General features: G+C 74.0%; 16 protein-coding genes. 8 read left to right on the top strand and 8 right to left on the bottom strand.

Features of this window, described 5'->3' with window-relative positions; genetic code table 11:
* Positions 1-193 precede the first annotated feature (193 nt).
* A complete protein-coding gene (locus ATL51_RS26525; RefSeq protein WP_100880958.1) occupies positions 194-1,651 on the top strand; it encodes a DNA-binding protein in 1,458 nt (485 codons plus the stop codon).
* Here the strand turns inward: ATL51_RS26525 and rpe are convergent, their stop codons facing one another.
* Positions 1,652-2,329 (bottom strand): ribulose-phosphate 3-epimerase, encoded by a 678-nt coding sequence (rpe, locus tag ATL51_RS26520; RefSeq protein WP_100880957.1) that lies wholly within the window; start codon positions 2,327-2,329, stop codon positions 1,652-1,654.
* 181 nt (positions 2,330-2,510) lie between these two features.
* Between rpe and hxlA (ATL51_RS26515) the strand changes: the two genes are divergently transcribed.
* A complete protein-coding gene (hxlA, locus tag ATL51_RS26515; protein ID WP_100880292.1) occupies positions 2,511-3,140 on the top strand; it encodes a 3-hexulose-6-phosphate synthase in 630 nt (209 codons plus the stop codon).
* Positions 3,141-3,184: 44 nt separating this feature from the next.
* Positions 3,185-3,430, top strand: a complete 246-nt coding sequence (locus ATL51_RS26510) for a hypothetical protein (protein WP_301549205.1) — start codon at positions 3,185-3,187, stop codon at positions 3,428-3,430.
* Positions 3,431-3,552: 122 nt separating this feature from the next.
* Here the strand turns inward: ATL51_RS26510 and ATL51_RS26505 are convergent, their stop codons facing one another.
* From ATL51_RS26505 to hxlA (ATL51_RS26485), 5 genes are read right to left on the bottom strand one after another with little or no spacing between them, the layout of a single operon-like run.
* Positions 3,553-4,923 (bottom strand): ATP-dependent 6-phosphofructokinase, encoded by a 1,371-nt coding sequence (locus ATL51_RS26505; RefSeq protein ID WP_100880290.1) that lies wholly within the window; start codon positions 4,921-4,923, stop codon positions 3,553-3,555.
* Entirely contained in the window at positions 4,920-5,891 is a 972-nt protein-coding gene (locus ATL51_RS26500; RefSeq protein ID WP_100880289.1) for a fructose-bisphosphatase class II family protein, read from the bottom strand. The genes ATL51_RS26505 and ATL51_RS26500 overlap by 4 nt, the downstream gene beginning before the upstream one ends.
* 42 nt (positions 5,892-5,933) lie before the next feature.
* Positions 5,934-6,521: a 6-phospho-3-hexuloisomerase gene (hxlB, locus tag ATL51_RS26495; protein ID WP_073573858.1), complete on the bottom strand. Its 588-nt coding sequence runs from the start codon at positions 6,519-6,521 to the stop codon at positions 5,934-5,936.
* Between the two features lie 28 nt (positions 6,522-6,549).
* Positions 6,550-8,652 carry a transketolase gene (gene tkt / locus ATL51_RS26490; RefSeq protein ID WP_208623217.1) on the bottom strand — a complete coding sequence of 701 codons (2,103 nt, stop codon included), beginning with the start codon at positions 8,650-8,652 and terminating at the stop codon, positions 6,550-6,552.
* 29 nt (positions 8,653-8,681) lie between these two features.
* On the bottom strand, positions 8,682-9,311 hold the full coding sequence (hxlA, locus tag ATL51_RS26485; RefSeq protein ID WP_100880288.1) for a 3-hexulose-6-phosphate synthase: 630 nt from the start codon (positions 9,309-9,311) through the stop codon (positions 8,682-8,684).
* Between the two features lie 514 nt (positions 9,312-9,825).
* Here hxlA (ATL51_RS26485) and ATL51_RS26480 point away from each other — a divergent pair.
* The 3 genes from ATL51_RS26480 to ATL51_RS26470 are packed head-to-tail and all read left to right on the top strand — an operon-like array spanning position 9,826 to position 12,834.
* Positions 9,826-10,818: a LysR family transcriptional regulator gene (locus tag ATL51_RS26480; protein WP_100880287.1), complete on the top strand. Its 993-nt coding sequence runs from the start codon at positions 9,826-9,828 to the stop codon at positions 10,816-10,818.
* A 35-nt stretch (positions 10,819-10,853) separates the two neighbouring features.
* The gene (locus ATL51_RS26475; protein WP_073573862.1) at positions 10,854-11,831 is read left to right on the top strand and encodes a class I fructose-bisphosphate aldolase; all 978 of its coding nucleotides are present in this window, start codon (positions 10,854-10,856) and stop codon (positions 11,829-11,831) included.
* A gap of 37 nt (positions 11,832-11,868) precedes the next feature.
* On the top strand, positions 11,869-12,834 hold the full coding sequence (locus ATL51_RS26470; RefSeq protein WP_157818540.1) for a fructose-bisphosphatase class II: 966 nt from the start codon (positions 11,869-11,871) through the stop codon (positions 12,832-12,834).
* On the opposite strand, the gene ATL51_RS26465 is transcribed toward ATL51_RS26470, so the two are convergent.
* Complete coding sequence (locus ATL51_RS26465; protein WP_073573864.1) at positions 12,827-13,813, bottom strand: malate dehydrogenase; 987 nt, start codon at positions 13,811-13,813, stop codon at positions 12,827-12,829. The genes ATL51_RS26470 and ATL51_RS26465 overlap by 8 nt on opposite strands.
* Positions 13,814-13,912: 99 nt before the next feature.
* Here ATL51_RS26465 and ATL51_RS26460 point away from each other — a divergent pair, with 99 nt between their 5' ends.
* Together ATL51_RS26460 and ATL51_RS26455 are read left to right on the top strand one after the other, a co-directional pair.
* Positions 13,913-15,070: a DUF418 domain-containing protein gene (locus tag ATL51_RS26460; RefSeq protein ID WP_157818539.1), complete on the top strand. Its 1,158-nt coding sequence runs from the start codon at positions 13,913-13,915 to the stop codon at positions 15,068-15,070.
* Positions 15,071-15,140: 70 nt separating this feature from the next.
* Entirely contained in the window at positions 15,141-15,653 is a 513-nt protein-coding gene (locus ATL51_RS26455) for a hypothetical protein (RefSeq protein WP_100880284.1), read from the top strand.
* Positions 15,654-15,659: 6 nt separating this feature from the next.
* Here the strand turns inward: ATL51_RS26455 and ATL51_RS26450 are convergent, their stop codons facing one another.
* The gene (locus tag ATL51_RS26450; RefSeq protein ID WP_100880283.1) at positions 15,660-17,063 is read right to left on the bottom strand and encodes an FAD-binding oxidoreductase; all 1,404 of its coding nucleotides are present in this window, start codon (positions 17,061-17,063) and stop codon (positions 15,660-15,662) included.
* Positions 17,064-17,202 lie beyond the last annotated feature (139 nt).

The raw sequence follows: 17,202 nt of genomic DNA, 5'->3' as shown, positions 1-17,202 counted from the left end.
CGATCACTGCGCCGTCGAAACGGCACACGCTTCCCCCGCATGCCGGACGTCGTCGGCTGAGTGTGCCGGCGCGGACGTTCCCGCGGATCCGGCACATGGCGCCGGCACCGTACGTGCCGGCGGGAGGAAATGCAGAACGGATGTGGGTGGCCGGGGCGAACTGACCCCGGCGCCCGGCGACAAGGAGGTCGCGATGACGGGGAGAGTCCCACCGCTGGTCCTGGCTCCGGAGCGGAGCGGGAGCCGGAACGTCGCCCCGCGGGGTCCGCTCGTCGCGGCGTCGTCGGTCCGCGAGGTCGCACGGACCTGGGAGGACTTCGCCGCGGGCAACGAGGTCAGGACCGGGGTGCGTCCCGAGATCCTCGCGTCGTGGTACCGGTGCCGGGACCGCTACGGGGTCGACAGCACCCTGGACGTCGCCCCCGGAGCCGGCAGCGGCGCGGAGAGCCCCCGGGTGGACGACGGCGTGGTGTTCACCGCCCTCGGTGGGCTGGGCGCGATGGCGGGCCGCGAGATCGAACGCGACGGGGGCGTCGTCACCGTCGCGGACAGCCGGGGGCGGGTGCTGGGCGCCTGGGGCGACTCGTCGGCGCGGCGCCGCGCCGAACTGCACAACCTCGCTCCGTGGTCGTCGTGGTCCGAGGCGTGTACCGGGACCAACGGGATGGGCACCTCGCTCGAGGTGGACGGTCCGGTGACCGTGACCGGTCCGGAGCACTGGTGCCAGGGGTTCCACGACTGGGCGTGCGCGGGCATCTCGGTGCGGGACGTGGTGACCGGCGCACCCGTCGCCTCCATCAACATCTCGCGGTGGAACGCGTCCCTCCCGCCTCTCGTGCTGCCGTGGCTGACGGAGGCCGTCGCCTGTGTCGAGCAGGTGATCCGCCGGCGGGCCGCGTACGAGGCAGATGTCGTCGTCACCGCGTTCGAGGCGCGGGCGGCCCGGACGCGGGGCGCACTCGTCGCGATGGACCGGGGCGGCAGCGTGATCGCCGCCGACGACGAGGCGGCCGTGGCACTGGGGCTCACCGGCGCGGCACCCGTCGTCGGGACGAGCGCGACCGCGGCGCGCCGGGTGCCCGACGTCCCCGGTCTGCCCGAGGTGGTCCGCTGGGCGATCGAACGGTCCGGGTGCGGCCCGGACTGGTGCGGACACGCCCGCCTGGCGGTGTGTCCCGGCGAGGCGGAGGTCCCGCTCACCCTGTGGCCGGTCGTCGACGGCCAGGGCGTGGTGGGACTGCTGTGCGCCGTCGGGGTCGCGGACGGGGAGGCCTACTCCCCCGGTGACGCCGGTGGCCAGGCCTCCGAGGTGCTCCCGCGGCGGGTGATCGGCGTGCGTGACGACCGGCTGGTCCTGCTGACCCCGTCGGAGATCCGCTACGCCGAGGCCGACCGCAACACCGTCTGGCTGGTCACCGAGCGGGGCCGGATCCAGTCCGCCACCCGCGGGCTGGACAACGTCGAACAGGCTCTCGCCCCGTTCGGGATCCGACGGGTCCACCGGCGCTACCTGGTGAACCTGCGCCGTGTGGCCGAGATCGAGCGGGGTCCGCGCGGTGAACTGTTCCTGATCACCGACGGCCGGTCGCACGAGGGCGTGCCGGTCTCCCGGCGCCATGCCCCGGACGTCCGGCGCAGGTTCGGCATCTGATCACCGACGCCGGTCGCGGACGGCGTCGACCTGGCGGCGCAGCCCCTCCAGCGCCCGTGCCGGATCCGCGGCCGAGTAGACCGCGGATCCGGCCACGAAGCAGTCGACGCCGGCCTCCGCCGCCTGCTCGATCGTGTCGGCGTTGATGCCACCGTCGATCTCGACGACCAGGTCCAGGTGTCCGGTGTCGACCAGTGTGCGGGCCCGGCGGACCGTGTCGAGGACATCCGGGTCGAAGGCCTGACCGCCGAACCCGGGCTCCACCGACATCACCAGCAGGGTGTCGAAGTGCCGGAGCACCTCGAGCCAGGGATCCAGGGGGGTGCTGGGCCGGATCGCGAGCCCCGCGCGGGCGCCTGCCGCGCGCAGGTCCCGTGCCAGGGCCACGGGATCGGCGGCGGCCTCGGCGTGCACCGTGACGTTGTGGGCACCCGCCTCGGCGTAGCCCGTCGCCCAGCGGTCCGGGTCCTCGATCATCAGGTGGCAGTCCAGCGGCAGGTCGGTCGCGGCGAGCAGCGAGGAGACGACCGGTAGGCCCAGGGTCAGGTTCGGCACGAAATGGGCGTCCATGACGTCCACGTGCAGCCAGTCGGCGCCCCGGCCGTCGACACCGCGCACCGCGTCCGCCTCCTCGGCGAGACGGGCGAAATCGGCGGAGAGGATGGACGGGGCGAACAGCGTTCTTCTCGACGAATGTCTCGACACCATTCGATCGTAGGGCGGCCGTTCCGGTTGTGGGGGTATTCGGGGTGCGGATCGGGTGATCGGTTTTCCGGATGTGTGGTGGTGTTGTGGGTGGGTGTCGGCGGGGCGACGGTGGGGGTGTTGTTCTTCCTGTTGTCGTGGTGAGGAGTTCGTCGTGCAGTTGCAGGTGGCTTTGGATGTTCTGGATCTTCCGTCGGCGTTGACGCTGGCGAATCGGGTGTCGGAGTTCGTGGACATTCTGGAGTTGGGGACGCCGTTGGTGAAGTCGGCGGGTATCGCGGCGGTGACCGCGGTGAAGGCGGCGCATCCGGACAAGTTGGTGTTCGCGGACCTGAAGACCGCCGATGCCGGTGAGCTGGAGGCGGATCTGGCGTTCGGTGCGGGTGCGGATCTGGTGACGGTGATGGGGGTGGCCGACGACGACACGGTGCGGGGTGCGGTCGCGGCCGGTGCCCGGCACGGGAAGCGGGTCGTGGCGGACATGATCGGGGTGGTGGACGGGCGGGTCGAGCGGATCCGTCAGGTCGCGGAGCTGGGTGTGGCGTTCGTGGAGATCCATGCGGGTCTGGACGAGCAGGCGCGTCCGGGGTACTCGATCGACCGGTTGCTGGCCGACGGTCGGGCGGCCGGGGTGCCGTTCTCGATCGCCGGTGGGGTGAAGGCGGACACCATCGGGTCGGTGCGTGAGGCCGGGGCGGTGGTCGCGGTGGCCGGTGGGGCGATCTACAACGCCGACGATCCCGCCGCTGCCGCCGCCGAGCTCCAGAAGCGCATCGTCTCGTGAGTGGAGCGCCCGTGGAGATACGACGAACGAGTCCGGAGACACCGGTGAACGCCTACGGCGACCTGATGCTGCAGACCGCACGGGTGGTGCGGATGCGCTACGTCCGCTGCGCCCGTGACCCGCGGTTGTCCCCCGCCGAGGCGGACGTGCTGGCGGACCTCTTCGAGCGGCTCGCCCGGGGCGACTCCGGTGTCGATCAGATCGATCCGAACGAGGCCATCGGTCTCGCGTTCCGCATCCTCGACGACGACAATCCGGAGTTCTCGAGCCTCTGGCCACGGCGCCCCTGAGCCCGGACGGCCCGTGGGCCGATGCGACGACGGCGGCCCGGGACAGGTACCTGTCCCGGGCCGCGGTCGTGCGATGTCCTCCCCCGGCGCGGGCGGGTCCGTCCCCGCAGCGGCGGGCAGGCTCAGCAGAACCCCGCGTGGAGGGGGTGTGCGCCGGCCGCGCCGAACCCGGCGGGCTGGCAGGTCGCCTCCAGCACCGACAGCCACATGTCGCCGTTCGGGTCGACCTGGTTGCGACGGCTGGTCATCAGGGTCAGCGGGACGTGGACGAACCGGCGACGCCAGCGCGCGACCGCGGCCTCGGTGCGTCCCGCCATGGCCGCGTGCACCGCGGCGTGCGCCAGGCGCAGGCAGTAGACGCTGTCGTAGGCGTTCGCGGCCACGCTGCGGATCGCGTAGCTGGGGTCGATGTAGCGGATCGTGGGGGCGAGGCCCGCGTCGGTGAGGTGCGTGCCGACGCGCTCCCGCAGGAGCTCGGCGACGTCGCCCAGCCGGACGTTCCCCGAGGCGTCGGTCGCCGACCCGGCCACCGGGTGCTCCGCCAGCAGGTCCTGACCCGCCCCCTCGGCGAGGACGATCACGACGTGTCCCGCGGTCCGCACGTGCCTCTCGACGTGCGCGAGGAGGCCGTCGTCACCGTCCAGGGCGAACGGCACCTCGGGGATCAGCACGATGTCGGCCAGACTCGAGGCCAGCGCCGCGTAGCTCGCGATGAACCCCGAGTGGCGGCCCATGAGCTTGACGATGCCGACACCGTCGCGGCTCGCGGCGGCCTCGACCGCGACCGCGGTGATGAACTCCGTGGCCCGGGCGAACGCGCTCTGGAACCCGAACGACTGGTCGGTGAAGGGCAGGTCGTTGTCGATCGTCTTGGGGACGCCGATGACGGCGATGTCGAGGCCCCGTGCCCGGATCGCCGTGCTGATGCAGGTGGCCGCGCGCATCCCCCCGTCGCCCCCGACCACGAACAGCATGTCGACACCGCGGGACACGAGGCTGTCGACCATCTCGTCCGGGTCGTGGCCGCCGCGCGAGCTGCCCAGGATCGTGCCCCCGGAGTTCTGGATGTCGCGGACGTCGTCGAGGGTCAGCTCGACCGTGTCGTCGACACGGGCCGCCGTCAGTCCCTCCAGACCGTTGCGGAAGCCGAGGATGCGCTCGACCCCGTAGTGCACGGTCAGCTCCTGCACCAGGCCGCGGATCACGTTGTTCAGGCCGGGGCAGAGCCCTCCGCAGGTGACGATCCCGGCGGTGACCCCCTCGGGCCGGAAGTAGATCCGCCGACGCGGACCTGCCGCCTCGAAGCTCGCGGCCTCGACGGAGGGCCGGTCGTGCTCGGCCAGCATCGAGACGGTGTCCTCGAGGAGGACCCGGTCACCCTCGGCCACGTAGTGCGGTGAGGTCTGTTTGGCGGTGAGCAGGCCCGCCATCGGCGAGTCGTAGCGGCACTCACCCAGTTCGCGGACCCGGAGGTCGTCCCGGTGCAGGGTCACGGCTGCTCCCTCCTCGTCCCGGTGGCCCGGTCGAAGGTCGTGTGGGTGACATGGCGGATCTGCCCGTCGGTGATCAGCAGGGACTCGACGACGGTGGTGCCGCCGCTGCTGCGGGGCCTGCCGAGCAACGGGCCCCCGTTCACCCCGGAGGCGGCGAAGAAGGCCGTGTCCGCCACCAGCTCCTCACAGCGCAGGATGCGGTCGGTCGACCGGCCCGCGGCGCGCAGGGCCACCGCCTCCGCCTCGCGCTGCGGTGCGAGCCGGCCCAGCATCCCGCCGCCGAGCGCGCGGACGGCGGCTGCCGTCAGCACACCCTCCGGGGTGCCCCCCACGCCGAGCAGGAGATCGACGTCGAGGGTCGGCGTCAGTACCGCCAGGCTCCCGCCGACGTCGCCCCCGGCCGGGGTCTGCACCGCCGCACCGGCCCGCAGCACCCGGGCGATCAGCTCCGCGTGGCGTGGCTTGTCCATGATCATCACACGCAGGTCGCCGACCTTCTTGCCCACGGCCTCCGCCACCTTGGCGACGGTGCGCTCGGGCGGGTCGTCCAGATCGACGACGTCGCGCGCGGCAGGCGGAACGACGATCTTGTCCATGTAGAAGCCGGGGCCGGGCGACCAGAACGATCCCGTCCGGCCGAACGCGATCGTCGCCAGCGCCCCGGGCAGGTCCCGGGCACAGAACGACGTGCCCTCCAGGGGGTCGACGGCGATGTCGAAGTCGGGCCCGTCACCGGTCCCGACGATCTCGCCGTTGAACAGCATGGGGGCGTCGTCCTTCTCCCCCTCCCCGATGACCACCGTCCCCCGCCCCGGTGCGCGGGCCAGCGCTGTGCGCATCGCCTCGGTGGCCGCTGCGTCGGCCGCATCCTGATCGTCACGGCCGGCCCACGGGTAGGCGGCCACCGCGGCGCTGCGGGTCGCCTCCAGGGCCACCGCCTCCAGTGTGCTGATGTCGGGTGCCGACATGTCGGGCTCCTCGGGTCGGTCGGGCGGGCACGGCGGTCGGACTCACTCGAGGTTGGCGTGCAGCCGCCAGAGGTCGCGGGCCTGGCTGTCCCCGGACTTCCAGAGCGTGTGGAACAGCGCGTCACTGATCAGCAGCACCGACTGCTCGAAGAGGCTGCCCGCGTACTGGACGGAGGCGCTGCCGTCGAAGTCCTGCTTGTCGGCGGCCGGCACCACCAGGGTCTCGGTCGCGATCTCGGCCAGCGGCGAGCCGGCCGCCGTGGTCAGTGCGATCACGTCCGCGTCCTGGGCCCGGGCCGTCTCGGCCGCCCGGACCACACGTCCCGTCGTGCCCGAGCCCGACGCCGCCACCAGGACGTCGCCCGCTCCGATCGCCGGAGCGGTGACCTCCCCGACGACGTGGGTCGGCAGCCCGAGGTGCATGAAGCGCATCGCGGCCATGTTCAGCGCCAGACCGCTGCGCCCGGTCCCCACGGTGAAGACCGTGCGGGCGCGCAGCAGCAGGGCGCCCGCACGGGTCCATGCCTCGGGCTCGATCCTGGCGCTGACCCGCTGCACCTCGTCGACGACGGCGCGGGTGGCGACCGAGAACTCGCCCGGGGTCAGGTCGTGGGTCATCTGGCGGGTCATCGCGTTCTCCCTCTCGTCGTCGTCCCGGTCATGCCCGGCCGACCGATGCCAGGCTGCGCCGGGCGGCCTCGGCCACGGCCGCGGCGGTGATGCCGAACTTCTCGAACAGCGTCGCGACGTCGGCCGACGCCCCGAAGTGCTCCAGCGAGACGATCTCGCCGGCGTCCCCCGCGATGCGGTGCCAGGGCTGCGCCACACCGGCCTCCACGACGACCCTCGCCCGGACCGACGGGGGCAGTACCCGGTTCCGGTAGTCCTCGTCCTGGCCGTCGAACCACTCCAGGCAGGGCAGGGAGACCACCCGGGTGGCGACGCCCTCCGACTCGAGCATCCGCCGCGCCCCGAGGGCGAGCTGGACCTCCGACCCGGTGCCCACGAGCACGACGTCCGGACGTCCCGACGAGGCCTCTGCGAGCACGTACCCGCCCCGTGCGACGCCCTCCCGCGAGGTGCCCTCCAGGGTCGGCACGGCCTGGCGGGTCAGGGCCAGGCCGGCCGGGCCCGCGTTCTCGAGCACCGTCCGCCAGGCGTACGCGGTCTCGTTCGCGTCGGCGGGGCGCACCACGGACAGGCCGGGGACGGCGCGCAGCGAGGCCAGCTGCTCGACGGGCTGGTGGGTCGGCCCGTCCTCGCCGAGCCCGATGGAGTCGTGCGTCCACACGAAGACGACGGGCAGCTCCATCAACGCGGCCAGGCGCACCGCGGGCCGCATGTAGTCGCTGAAGACGAGGAAGGTCCCGCCGTAGGGCCGGGTGCCCCCGTGCAGCGCGATCCCGTTGAGGATCGACCCCATGGCGTGCTCGCGGACGCCGAAGTGCAGCGTCCGTCCGTGGGGCCGGGCGCTCCAGCTCGACGTCGAGATCCCGGCCGGGCCGAAGGAGTCCGCGCCGGCGATCGTCGTGTTGTTGCTCCCCGCCAGGTCCGCCGAACCACCCCACAGCTCGGGCAGCCTGTCGCCGAGCGCCGCCAGCACCGTCCCCGATGCCTTGCGGGTGGCGACACCGGCATCACCGGGCTCCCAGACCGGCAGGGCGTCCGCCCAGCCGGGGGGCAGCTCGCGTCGCCGGAGCCGGTCCAGCAGCGCCGCACGTTCCGGGTTCGCCCGGGCCCACGCGTCCGCCTCGACCTGCCACGCGGCGCGGGCGGTACGGCCGCGGTCGGCCGCCTCCCGCGTGTGCCGCAGCACGTCGTCGTCGACCTGGAAGCTGAGCTCCGGGTCGGCACCGACGCTGCGCTTGACCGCGGCGAGCTCCGCACCGCCCAGTGCGGCGCCGTGGACGGCGCCGGTGTTCATCAGCCCGGGGGCCGGATAGCCGATCACCGTGCGCAGCACGATCAGCGTCGGGCGGGTGCTGTCGGCCCTGCTGTGCTCGACGGCGTCGAGGAACGCCGCGACGTCCTCGCCGCCGTCGACGGTCAGGACCTGCCACCCGTAGGCCTCGTACCGTGCCGCGGTGTCCTCGGACAGCGCGATACGGGTGTCGTCCTCGATGGAGATCTCGTTGCTGTCGTAGATCACCGTGAGGTTTCCGAGCTGCTGGGTCCCCGCCAGCGACGACGCCTCGGAGGTCACCCCCTCCTGGATGTCGCCGTCGGAGGCGATCACGTAGATCCGGTGGTCGAACACGCTGGTGCCGGGCTCGGCGTCCGGGTCGAGGAGGCCGCGTTCACGCCGGGCGGCCATCGCCATCCCGACCGCGTTGGCCAGGCCCTGCCCGAGCGGGCCGGTGGTCGTCTCGACACCGGCCGTGTGGCCGTGCTCGGGGTGGCCCGGCGTCCGCGAGCCCCATGTCCGCAGGGACCTCAGGTCGTCCAGCTCCAGGCCGTACCCGCACAGGTAGAGCTGGATGTAGAGGGTGAGGCTGGAATGACCGGCGGAGAGCACGAACCGGTCCCGGCCGAGCCAGTCCGGATCGGTGGGGTCGTGCCGCAGGACCCGCTGGAACAGCGCGTGGGCGACCGGCGCGAGGCTCATCGCGGTCCCGGGATGGCCGCTCCCGCACCGTTCGACCGCGTCGGCCGCCAGCACGCGTGCGGTGTCGACGGCGCGCCGGTCGAGGTCGGTCCAGTCGGCGGGGACCCGGGGGGCGGTCAACCGGGCCAGCTCGTCGTCGGAGCGCGGCGGGGACACGGACGCCCCCGGCGGCGCGGTACGGACGGTCACCGGCCGATGCGCTTCTGGAGCTCGGCGGCGGCAGCGGCGGGATCGTCGGCGTTGTAGATCGCCCCACCGGCCACCGCGACCACCGCCCCGGCCTCACGCACCGACCCGATGGTGTCCGCCTTCACCCCACCGGCGATCGAGAACGGCACCCCGGCCGCCCGACCGTCGGCCAGCAACCGGTCGATCGAGTACCCCGGACGCGCCTGCTCGTCCAGACCCGCATGGATCTCCACGAACGCCACACCCAGCTCCGCGACCTGACGGATCCGCTCGACCCGCCCGTCCACCACCCCGATCATGTCCGCCACGACCCGCTTCCCGTGCCGGGCACCGGCCGCGACCGCACCCCGCACCGTGTCGTCGTCGGCCACCCCCATCACCGTCACCAGATCCGCACCCGCACCGAACGCCAGATCCGCCTCCAGCTCACCGGCATCGGCGGTCTTCAGGTCCGCGAACACCAACTTGTCCGGATGCGCCGCCTTCACCGCGGTCACCGCCGCGATACCCGCCGACTTCACCAACGGCGTCCCCAACTCCAGAATGTCCACGAACTCCGACACCCGATTCGCCAGCGTCAACGCCGACGGAAGATCCAGAACATCCAAAGCCACCTGCAACTGCACGACGAACTCCTCACCACGACAACAGGAAGAACAACACCCCCACCGTCGCCCCGCCGACACCCACCCACAACACCACCACACATCCGGAAAACCGATCACCCGATCCGCACCCCGAATACCCCCACAACCGGAAGGGCCGTCGGCGTACCCCGGTGCCGGAGGGGCGTCGTCGCGCCGGCGAGGGGATCCCGCCGCAGTTCGGACCGGGTCGGTCCGTCCCGGAGCTCCTGGCTGCGCCGCCACCCGATGCGCGTGTTCCGGGACGAACGGCGACCTAGGAGGAACGAACGAAGCAGTGTCGGGAACCGGCGGAGAACGGGGACGGAAAATACCCTCCGGTCCTCGTCACGCACCGCAGGAGACGCGAATCCCGCCTCTCGTACACGGATCACGTGCGTTCGTGTCCGTGCGGTTGACCCGTTCTCCCCCGGTCCGCATCATCGCCGGGCGCCGCGTTTCGACGGAGTTTCGCGGGCGGAGCGAGAGGACAAGAACGTTGGTGATTCCGTCCCGGATGCCTCAGCTCGCAGACCTCGATCTCCTGCTGTCGGTGGCGAGCCGTGGCAGTGTCGGAAAGGCAGCGCAGGAACACCGCATCTCCCAGCCTGCCGCCAGCACGCGGATCAGTGCGATGGAGAGACGACTCGGTCTCCGGCTGCTCGAGCGGTCGCCTGCCGGGTCGACGCTGACCACGGAGGGCGAGGTACTGGCGCGCTACGCACGCAACGTGATCCGGGCGGCCGACGAGCTGCTCGAGTTCGGCTCACGTATGGGGTCCACGGAGGCCCGCAGGCTCCGCATCGCGGGCAGCCCCGCGATCTCCGAGCACCTGATCCCCGACTGGCTGAACCACGCCGGCTCCACCACCGACGACGTCCTCGTCGAGGTGCGGACCGGCAACCTCGAGACGCTCCACCGCCTGGTCCTGGAGAGCCGGGTCGACCTCGCGTTCGTCGACGGATGGTGCGGTACCGGCGACCGGACGGGCGCGGCGCACCATGACGAGCTGGTGACCCGAGACATCTGCGACGACCGGCTGGCCGTCGTCGTCGGGCCCCGGCACCCCTGGGCGGACCGGAGGACACCCGTCACCGTCGCCGAGCTCGCGGGTGCACCTCTGGTGCTGCGGGAGCGCGGGTCGGGCCTGCGCGCGTTCACCGACGAGCTCCTCGCCCCGCACCGGCCCGCCGGCGGCCAGGTCGAGCTGCCCTCCAGCAGCGCGCTCAAGCTCGCCGTCGCCACGAGCAGACGGGTGACCGTCCTGAACGTGTCGACTGTCCGTACCGAGATCGCGGACGGTCGGCTCCACCTCGTCGCCGTGGACCACGAGATGCCCGGGCGTCCCATCCGCGCGACCTGGAACCGGCAGCGCGGGCTCACCGGGCACGCGGAAGCCCTCGTCGAGATCGCCGCGGCGAAGGGCTCGCCGCCGCCCGGCCCCCACGACGACCCGGAGACCGGAGGCACGCCCGGACGCGACCACGCAGGCCACCGGGCGATCGCATGACCGCCCGCGACCGTCAATTCCCAGGAGGGGACGAAGTGTCAGCTCTGAACAAGATCGCCCGCACGATGGTCTCGCACCGGCGGGGGATCCTCGCCGCCGACGAGAGCATCGGGACCATGTCCGCCCGGCTCGAGTCGGTCGGCGTCGCCCCGACCGAGGAGAACCGCCGCGTCTACCGCGAGCTCATCGTGACCACACCGCGGCTCGCCGAGTCCGTGAGCGGGGTCATCCTCGCGGACGAGACCTTCCACCAGCAGCTCGACGACGGGCGGTCGTTCCCCGAGTACCTGTCCGACATCGGGATCCTGGCGGGCATCAAGGTCGACACCGGGGCGAAGCCGCTCGCCGGGGCGTCCGGCGAGAAGATCACGGAGGGACTCGACGGGCTGCGCGAGCGCATCGCGGACTACGTGCGGCGCGGCGCGACCTTCGCGAAGTGGCGGGCGGTCATCACCATCGGCGACGGGCTGCCGTCGGACCGCGCGGTGCGCGCCAACGTGCACGCGCTGGCCCGCTACGCCGGCCTGTGCCAGGAGGGCGGGCTGGTGCCGATCGTGGAGCCGGAGGTGCTCATGGACGGCGACCACTCCCTGGCCCGGTGCCGGCAGGTGACCACGGAGACCCTCGAGGAGCTGTTCGAGGAGCTCGACCTCCTGCAGGTACAGCTCGACGGGATCGTCCTGAAGCCGAACATGGTGGTCCCCGGCTCCGGCAGCGGCGAGCAGGTCACGGTCGCCGACGTGGCCGAGGCCACGGTCGAGACACTGCGGGAGACCGTGCCCCCGGCCGTCCCGGGCATCGCCTTCCTGTCCGGGGGCCAGGACCCGGAGGTGGCGACGGAGCACCTCGGGGCGATGCAGGGTCTCGACCCGCTGCCGTGGGAGCTCACCTACTCCTTCGGCCGGGCGCTGGTCGGGCCCGCGCTGGAGGCGTGGCGGGGGCAGGAGCAGAACCGGGACGCCGCCCAGTCGGCCCTGTCCGCCCGTGCCGTGGCCAACGCCGCGGCGCGCTGACCGGCGCCTCGTGGTGCGGACGGCACACGGTGACGGGGTGGACCCGCCACCCGACGAGGTGCTGATGCTGGAACTCGTCCGCGCGACCGAGTCGGGCGCCGTGGTGGCCGGGCGGTGCTCCGGCCACCACGGCGCCGCCGGGACCAGGGGCGACGACCGCGACCCGGACCGGGACCGGGCGGTCGCCGCGATGCGCGCCCGTCTCGCCGACGTGGGCCTGCCCACCGCCGTCGCGCTCGGACGTGACGGCCCGTCGGGGCGCGCGCCGGCGTGCACCGCGGCGTTCGGGCTGACGCGCGGTACACCGTCGGCCGGTGGAGGGGCGCCGGCCGCGTTCGCCGCCGCGGTCGTGGCCCGGTCCGGAGCGGTCCGGGTGCCGCCCCCCGGCGAGCACGGTCTGGTCCTCGCCGTGGGCGCCGGCGTCCACGGTGCGGAGGTGGGTCACCCGGTGCCCGACATCCTGCGGGCTGTGGCCGCGGCGCGAGGGGTCCGCGTCACCGACCTGGTGGTCGCGTGCGCGGACACGGCGGGGCGGGGACCCGCCGACGCCGTCCGTGCCGAGGGCGCGCGGGCCGTCGTCCCGGCCGGGGGCGTCCTGGAGGGAGCGATCACGGCCGCGTGCCCGACGCGGCCCGTGGACCTGATGCTCGGGCACGGTCCCGCCGCAGAGGCCGTCCTCGCGGCGGCCGCGGTGAGGTGCCTGGGTGGTTCGGTGCAGTTCCGGACCGGTGCCGGCGGTCTGCGGCGCGCCGAGGACCTCGTGGGGAGCGGCGGGGTCGTGTTCTGCGCCACCGCGGTGGGCGACGGCACCCTGCTGCGTGGTGTGCGGGTTCGGGCAGGGCGCGTCATCACCCGGTCGCTGACGCTGGCGTCGGCTCCGCGGTCGGCCCGGCTGGTCGAGACCGAACACGGGCTGCGACCGGCTCCGGGCACCGCCGGGACCAGCGCACGGGCCGCGGACGGCGTCCGTCCGCGGCCCGTGCGGGGTGGCGGTCTCAGATGAGGCCGAGCGTGGCGACGGTGTCGCGCTCCTCGACCAGCTCGGCGACGCTCGCGTCGATCCGCCCGCGGGAGAACTCGTCGATCTCCAGGCCCTGGACGATCTTCCACTCGCCGTTCTCGGAGGTCACCGGGAACGAGGAGATGATGCCCTCGGGGACGCCGTAGGAACCGTCCGACGGGATCGCGGCGGAGGTCCAGTCGCCGGCCGGGGTGCCGTTGACCCAGTCGTACACGTGGTCGACGGCGGCGTTCGCGGCCGACGCGGCCGAGGACGCGCCCCGGGCCTCGATGATCGCGGCACCGCGCTTGGCGACGGTCGGGATGAAGTCGTTCTCCAGCCACTCCCGCTCGACCTGCTCGGCGGCGATCTTGCCGCCGACCTCGGCGTGGAAGAGGTCCGGGTACTGGGTGGCCGAGTGGTTGCCCCAGATCGTGAGCTTGCTGATCTCGTCGAGGCCGACGCCGAGCTTCTTCGACAGCTGCGCCAGCGCGCGGTTGTGGTCGAGGCGGGTCATCGCGGTGAACCGGTCCGCCGGGACGTCCGGCGCCGAGGCCTGGGCGATGAGGGCGTTGGTGTTGGCCGGGTTGCCGACGACCAGGACGCGGACGTCGTCCGCGGCACCGGCGTTGATCGCCTTGCCCTGCGGGCCGAAGATGCCGCCGTTGGCCTCGAGCAGGTCGCCCCGCTCCATCCCCTTGCTGCGGGGACGGGCGCCGACGAGCAGCGCGACGTTGGTGCCGGAGAACGCGGCGTTCGCGTCGTCGAAGATGTCGATGCCGCGCAGCAGCGGGAAGGCGCAGTCGTCGAGCTCCATCGCGGTGCCCTCGGCGGCCTTCACGGCCTGCGGGATCTCCAGCAGGTTCAGCTTCACCGGGGTGTCGGGCCCCAGCAGCTGCCCGGAGGCGATCCGGAAGAGCAGCGCGTAACCGATCTGGCCAGCGGCTCCGGTGACGGTAACGGTAACGGGGGTAGCAGACACGCCACGGACCCTAGCCCTGATCGCGCCCGCGTACCGCGACGGGGAGCACACCCACCGCCACGCGTGGCGGGAACCACACCGCCGGTAGCGTAGGGCGTGATGCGTGACGTCCCGGTGACCGGTCGTGCACCGGCGCCGGACCTGGCCCGCGGCGCGGCGCTGCTGCTGATCGCCGTCGCGAACGCCCACACCTTCGTCACCCACCGCGGCATCGGGGTGCGCGCCTACCCGCTCGACCCGACCGGCGTCGACGCCTGGCTCGCCGCGGCGCAGCTGACCCTGGTCGACGGCCGGGCCTATCCGCTGTTCGCGCTGCTGTTCGGCTACGGCATCGCCGGGCTCGCCCGCCGTGCGGCCCGCGACGGTGCCGGGCCCGACCAGGTCCTGGCGCTGGTGCGTCGCCGGGGCGGGGCGCTGTTCGCCGTCGGTGCCGCGCACGCGGTGCTGCTGTGGCACGGGGACTTCGTCGCCGCCTACGGGCTGATCGCGGTGGTCCTCGCGCCGGTGCTGGTCCGTGGGTCGACCGCGGTGCTGGTGCTCACCGGGGTGGCCGCGACGACGCTGCTGGCGCTGCTCTACGCCCCCGTCGCGCTGACCCGGTCCGACGCGGCGTCGGCGTCGCCCTCGCTGGTCGCGCCGGACGTGCTGTCGGCGGCGGTGGAGCGGTTCGGCGAGTGGTTGTTCGGCAACCTGCTGATCAGCGCGCTCGGGCTCCTGGGCGCGGCGGTCGCGGGGGTGCTCGTCGCCCGCGCCGGGTGGCTCGACGCCCCGGCCCGGCACCGGCGGGCGCTGCGCCGGGTCGCCGTCGCGGGGATCGGGGCCGGGGTCGTGGGCGGCCTGCCGCTGGGTCTGGTCGCCGCCGGGGTGTGGGTGCCCTCGGAGCCGGTGGCGCTCGTGGTCGGGGTGCTGCACGCGGTGACCGGCTACGCGGCCGGGGCCGGGTACGCCGCCGCCGCGGCGCTGGTGGTGGCCCGGGGGTCGGCGACCCGGCCGGTCGCGGGCGCGCTGGTGGCGCTCGGGCGACGGTCGCTGAGCGGGTACCTGGCGCAGTCGGTGGTGTTCGTCGGCCTGTTCCCGGCGTGGACGCTGGGGCTGGGGGCCGGTCTGCCGTTGTGGGCGGCGACGCTCTGCGGGGCCGGGGTGTGGCTGCTGACCGTCGTCGCGGCGGTGGTGTCCCGGCAGCGCGGCCGGCGCGGGCCCGCGGAGGTGCTGCTGCGGCGGCTGACCTACGGCCGCGCGTCCGCCGCGGCCCGCTGACCCCGCGCCGGTCCACCCGGGCCGGCGTCGACGGCCGCGGGGCCGCGGCCCGCCTCGCTACCCTCGCCGCATGAGCGGCACCCGCGGCGACGGCACCCACGGCGACCGGGCGGGCGACGGCCGGGACGGCGGCGCCGCCGTCCCGGGCTCCGGGCCGGACGGTCTGCCGCCCGCGTGGCAGGGCGCGACCGGCTGGTCCGGGGTGGACCCGCTGCCGTCCGGGTCCGCGGAGGTCGGGCCGCACGCCCCGCTGCCCGGCGCGCCGCCGTACCCGCCGGGCACCGAGCCCGAGCGGGCCGCGGTCGCCGACCGGCCGGCGGCGCTCCCGCGGCCGGCCGCGGTGCTGCCCCGGTGCCTGGCCGCGACGGCCGGCTGGGTCGCGGTGGCACTGCTGCTCGCGCTGGCCACCGGGGTCGCGTCCTGGCCGCTGCGCGGCGTCGCCCTGCTCGTCCCCTGGGGGCTCGCCGCCGTCGCACTGGTGTTCCCGGCCCGGCGCGGCGTGGGGCCCGGCGGGCTGGTCGCCCTGGCGTTCGCCCCGTTCTGGCTGGTCCACGCGTTCCTGGTCGGCCTGCTCGGCTGGTGAGCCGGATCAGCCCGCCGGAGGGACGTTGACGTTGCGGTGGAAGACGTTGTCCGGGTCGTAGACCGCCTTGACCGCAGCGAGCCGTGCATAGTTGGGGCCGTAGGTGGCGCGGACCCGACCGGCGTCGTCGCCCATCATCGAGTTGACGTACACGCCGGCGCCGAGCGCGTGCGGGGCCATCGCCGCGGCCAGGCCCCGGACCCACTCCCGCTCCGCGCCGAGGCCCTGCGGGTCGGTGGTGAGCCCGACCGCGAACAGCCCGAGCCGCGGGCTGCGCCCGCCGCCGAACGCGGTCGCGTCGTCGTCGACGGCGGAGAAGGCGCCGTCGAGGGTGTACAGGTGCACGACCGACATCGGCGAGACCTTCCGCGCGACGTGCGCGGCGAGGTCCTCGACGGCCGCGTCGGTCAGCGACGGCAGGAAGCAGCCCTTCTCGTAGCAGTGCACGCCCCAGCCGTTGGGCTCGTCGAACATCTGCTGCAGCGCCGTCCAGGGCATCGGGGTGCAGAACTCGAACAGCCGGTCCGGCAGCGTCGCGCGGAGCAGGTCGTGCACCTGCTCCGCGTCCGGGTCCGGGACGGCTCCGGTGGTGCCGACGACCATCACCGCCCATCCGGGACGCAGGCGCACCTCCTCCGGGACGAACGGGGCGGGCGGTGCGTTCACGGCGACGATCTGGAACCCGACCGTCGACGGCAGCCGCCCGATCGCGTCGCGGGCGGCGCGCAGCAGGGCCGGCCCGTCGTCGAGGCCGCAGAAGAACATCCCGACCGACACGAGCGGGCCGACCGGTACCGCCGTGAACTCGAACTCGGTGACGATGCCGCAGTTGCCGCCCCCGCCGCGCAGCGCCCAGAACAGGTCGGGGTGCTCGTCGGCGGCGGCCCGCACGACCCGGCCGTCGGCGAGCACGACCTGCGCCGACACCAGGTGGTCGACGGTCAGCCCGGCCCGCCGGGTCAGCCAGCCCATCCCACCGCCGAGGGTCAGCCCGCCGACACCGGTGTGCCCGATCTCGCCGGCCGGGACCGCGAGCCCGTGCTCCTGGGTGGCGGCGTCCATCCCGCTCAGCAACGCGCCACCGCCCACCCGCACCCGGCGGGCGTCGGGGTCGACGACGACGGCGTCGAGGTCACCCAGGTCGATCACCAGGGCGCCGTCCCCCGCGCTGTGCCCGGCGGAGTTGTGTGCGCCACCGCGGACGGCGACCTCCAGCCCGGACCTCCGGGCGTGGTCGAGGGCGGTCACGACGTCCTCCACGTCGGCGCAGCGGACCAGGACGGCAGGTCGCTGGTCGATCGCGGCGTTCCAGACCCGCCGCGCGGCGTCGTAGCCGGGGTCGGCGGGTCCGAGGACGGGGCCCCGCACCCGGGCGCGGAGGAGGGCGACGTGGTCGACGGTGGCGGTCATGGCGGTTCCCCCGGATCTGCGGGTCGATGGACGACGGCGGTCCACCGTGTCCCCCGTCACAGCCGCTGTCACGGTCCCGACCCGGATTTCGTCACGGTTGACGACGGCGGACCGGACCCGCGCCACGAATGGCGCACGT

This window comes from Pseudonocardia alni, from assembly GCF_002813375.1.
Classification (GTDB): Bacteria; Actinomycetota; Actinomycetes; order Mycobacteriales; family Pseudonocardiaceae; genus Pseudonocardia; species Pseudonocardia alni.
This window is presented reverse-complemented; position numbering and strand designations above follow the sequence as displayed.

Excerpts from the sequence above, each read along its gene's own strand:
- ATL51_RS26525 (WP_100880958.1), top strand. The coding sequence starts at position 194 with ATGACGGGGAGAGTCCCACCGCTGGTCCTGGCTCCGGAGCGGAGCGGG.
- ATL51_RS26500 (WP_100880289.1), bottom strand. The coding sequence starts at position 5,891 with ATGTCGGCACCCGACATCAGCACACTGGAGGCGGTGGCCCTGGAGGCG.
- hxlB (WP_073573858.1), bottom strand. The coding sequence starts at position 6,521 with ATGACCCGCCAGATGACCCACGACCTGACCCCGGGCGAGTTCTCGGTC.
- ATL51_RS26480 (WP_100880287.1), top strand. The coding sequence starts at position 9,826 with ATGCCTCAGCTCGCAGACCTCGATCTCCTGCTGTCGGTGGCGAGCCGT.
- ATL51_RS26460 (WP_157818539.1), top strand. The coding sequence starts at position 13,913 with ATGCGTGACGTCCCGGTGACCGGTCGTGCACCGGCGCCGGACCTGGCC.
- ATL51_RS26455 (WP_100880284.1), top strand. The coding sequence starts at position 15,141 with ATGAGCGGCACCCGCGGCGACGGCACCCACGGCGACCGGGCGGGCGAC.
- ATL51_RS26450 (WP_100880283.1), bottom strand. The coding sequence starts at position 17,063 with ATGACCGCCACCGTCGACCACGTCGCCCTCCTCCGCGCCCGGGTGCGG.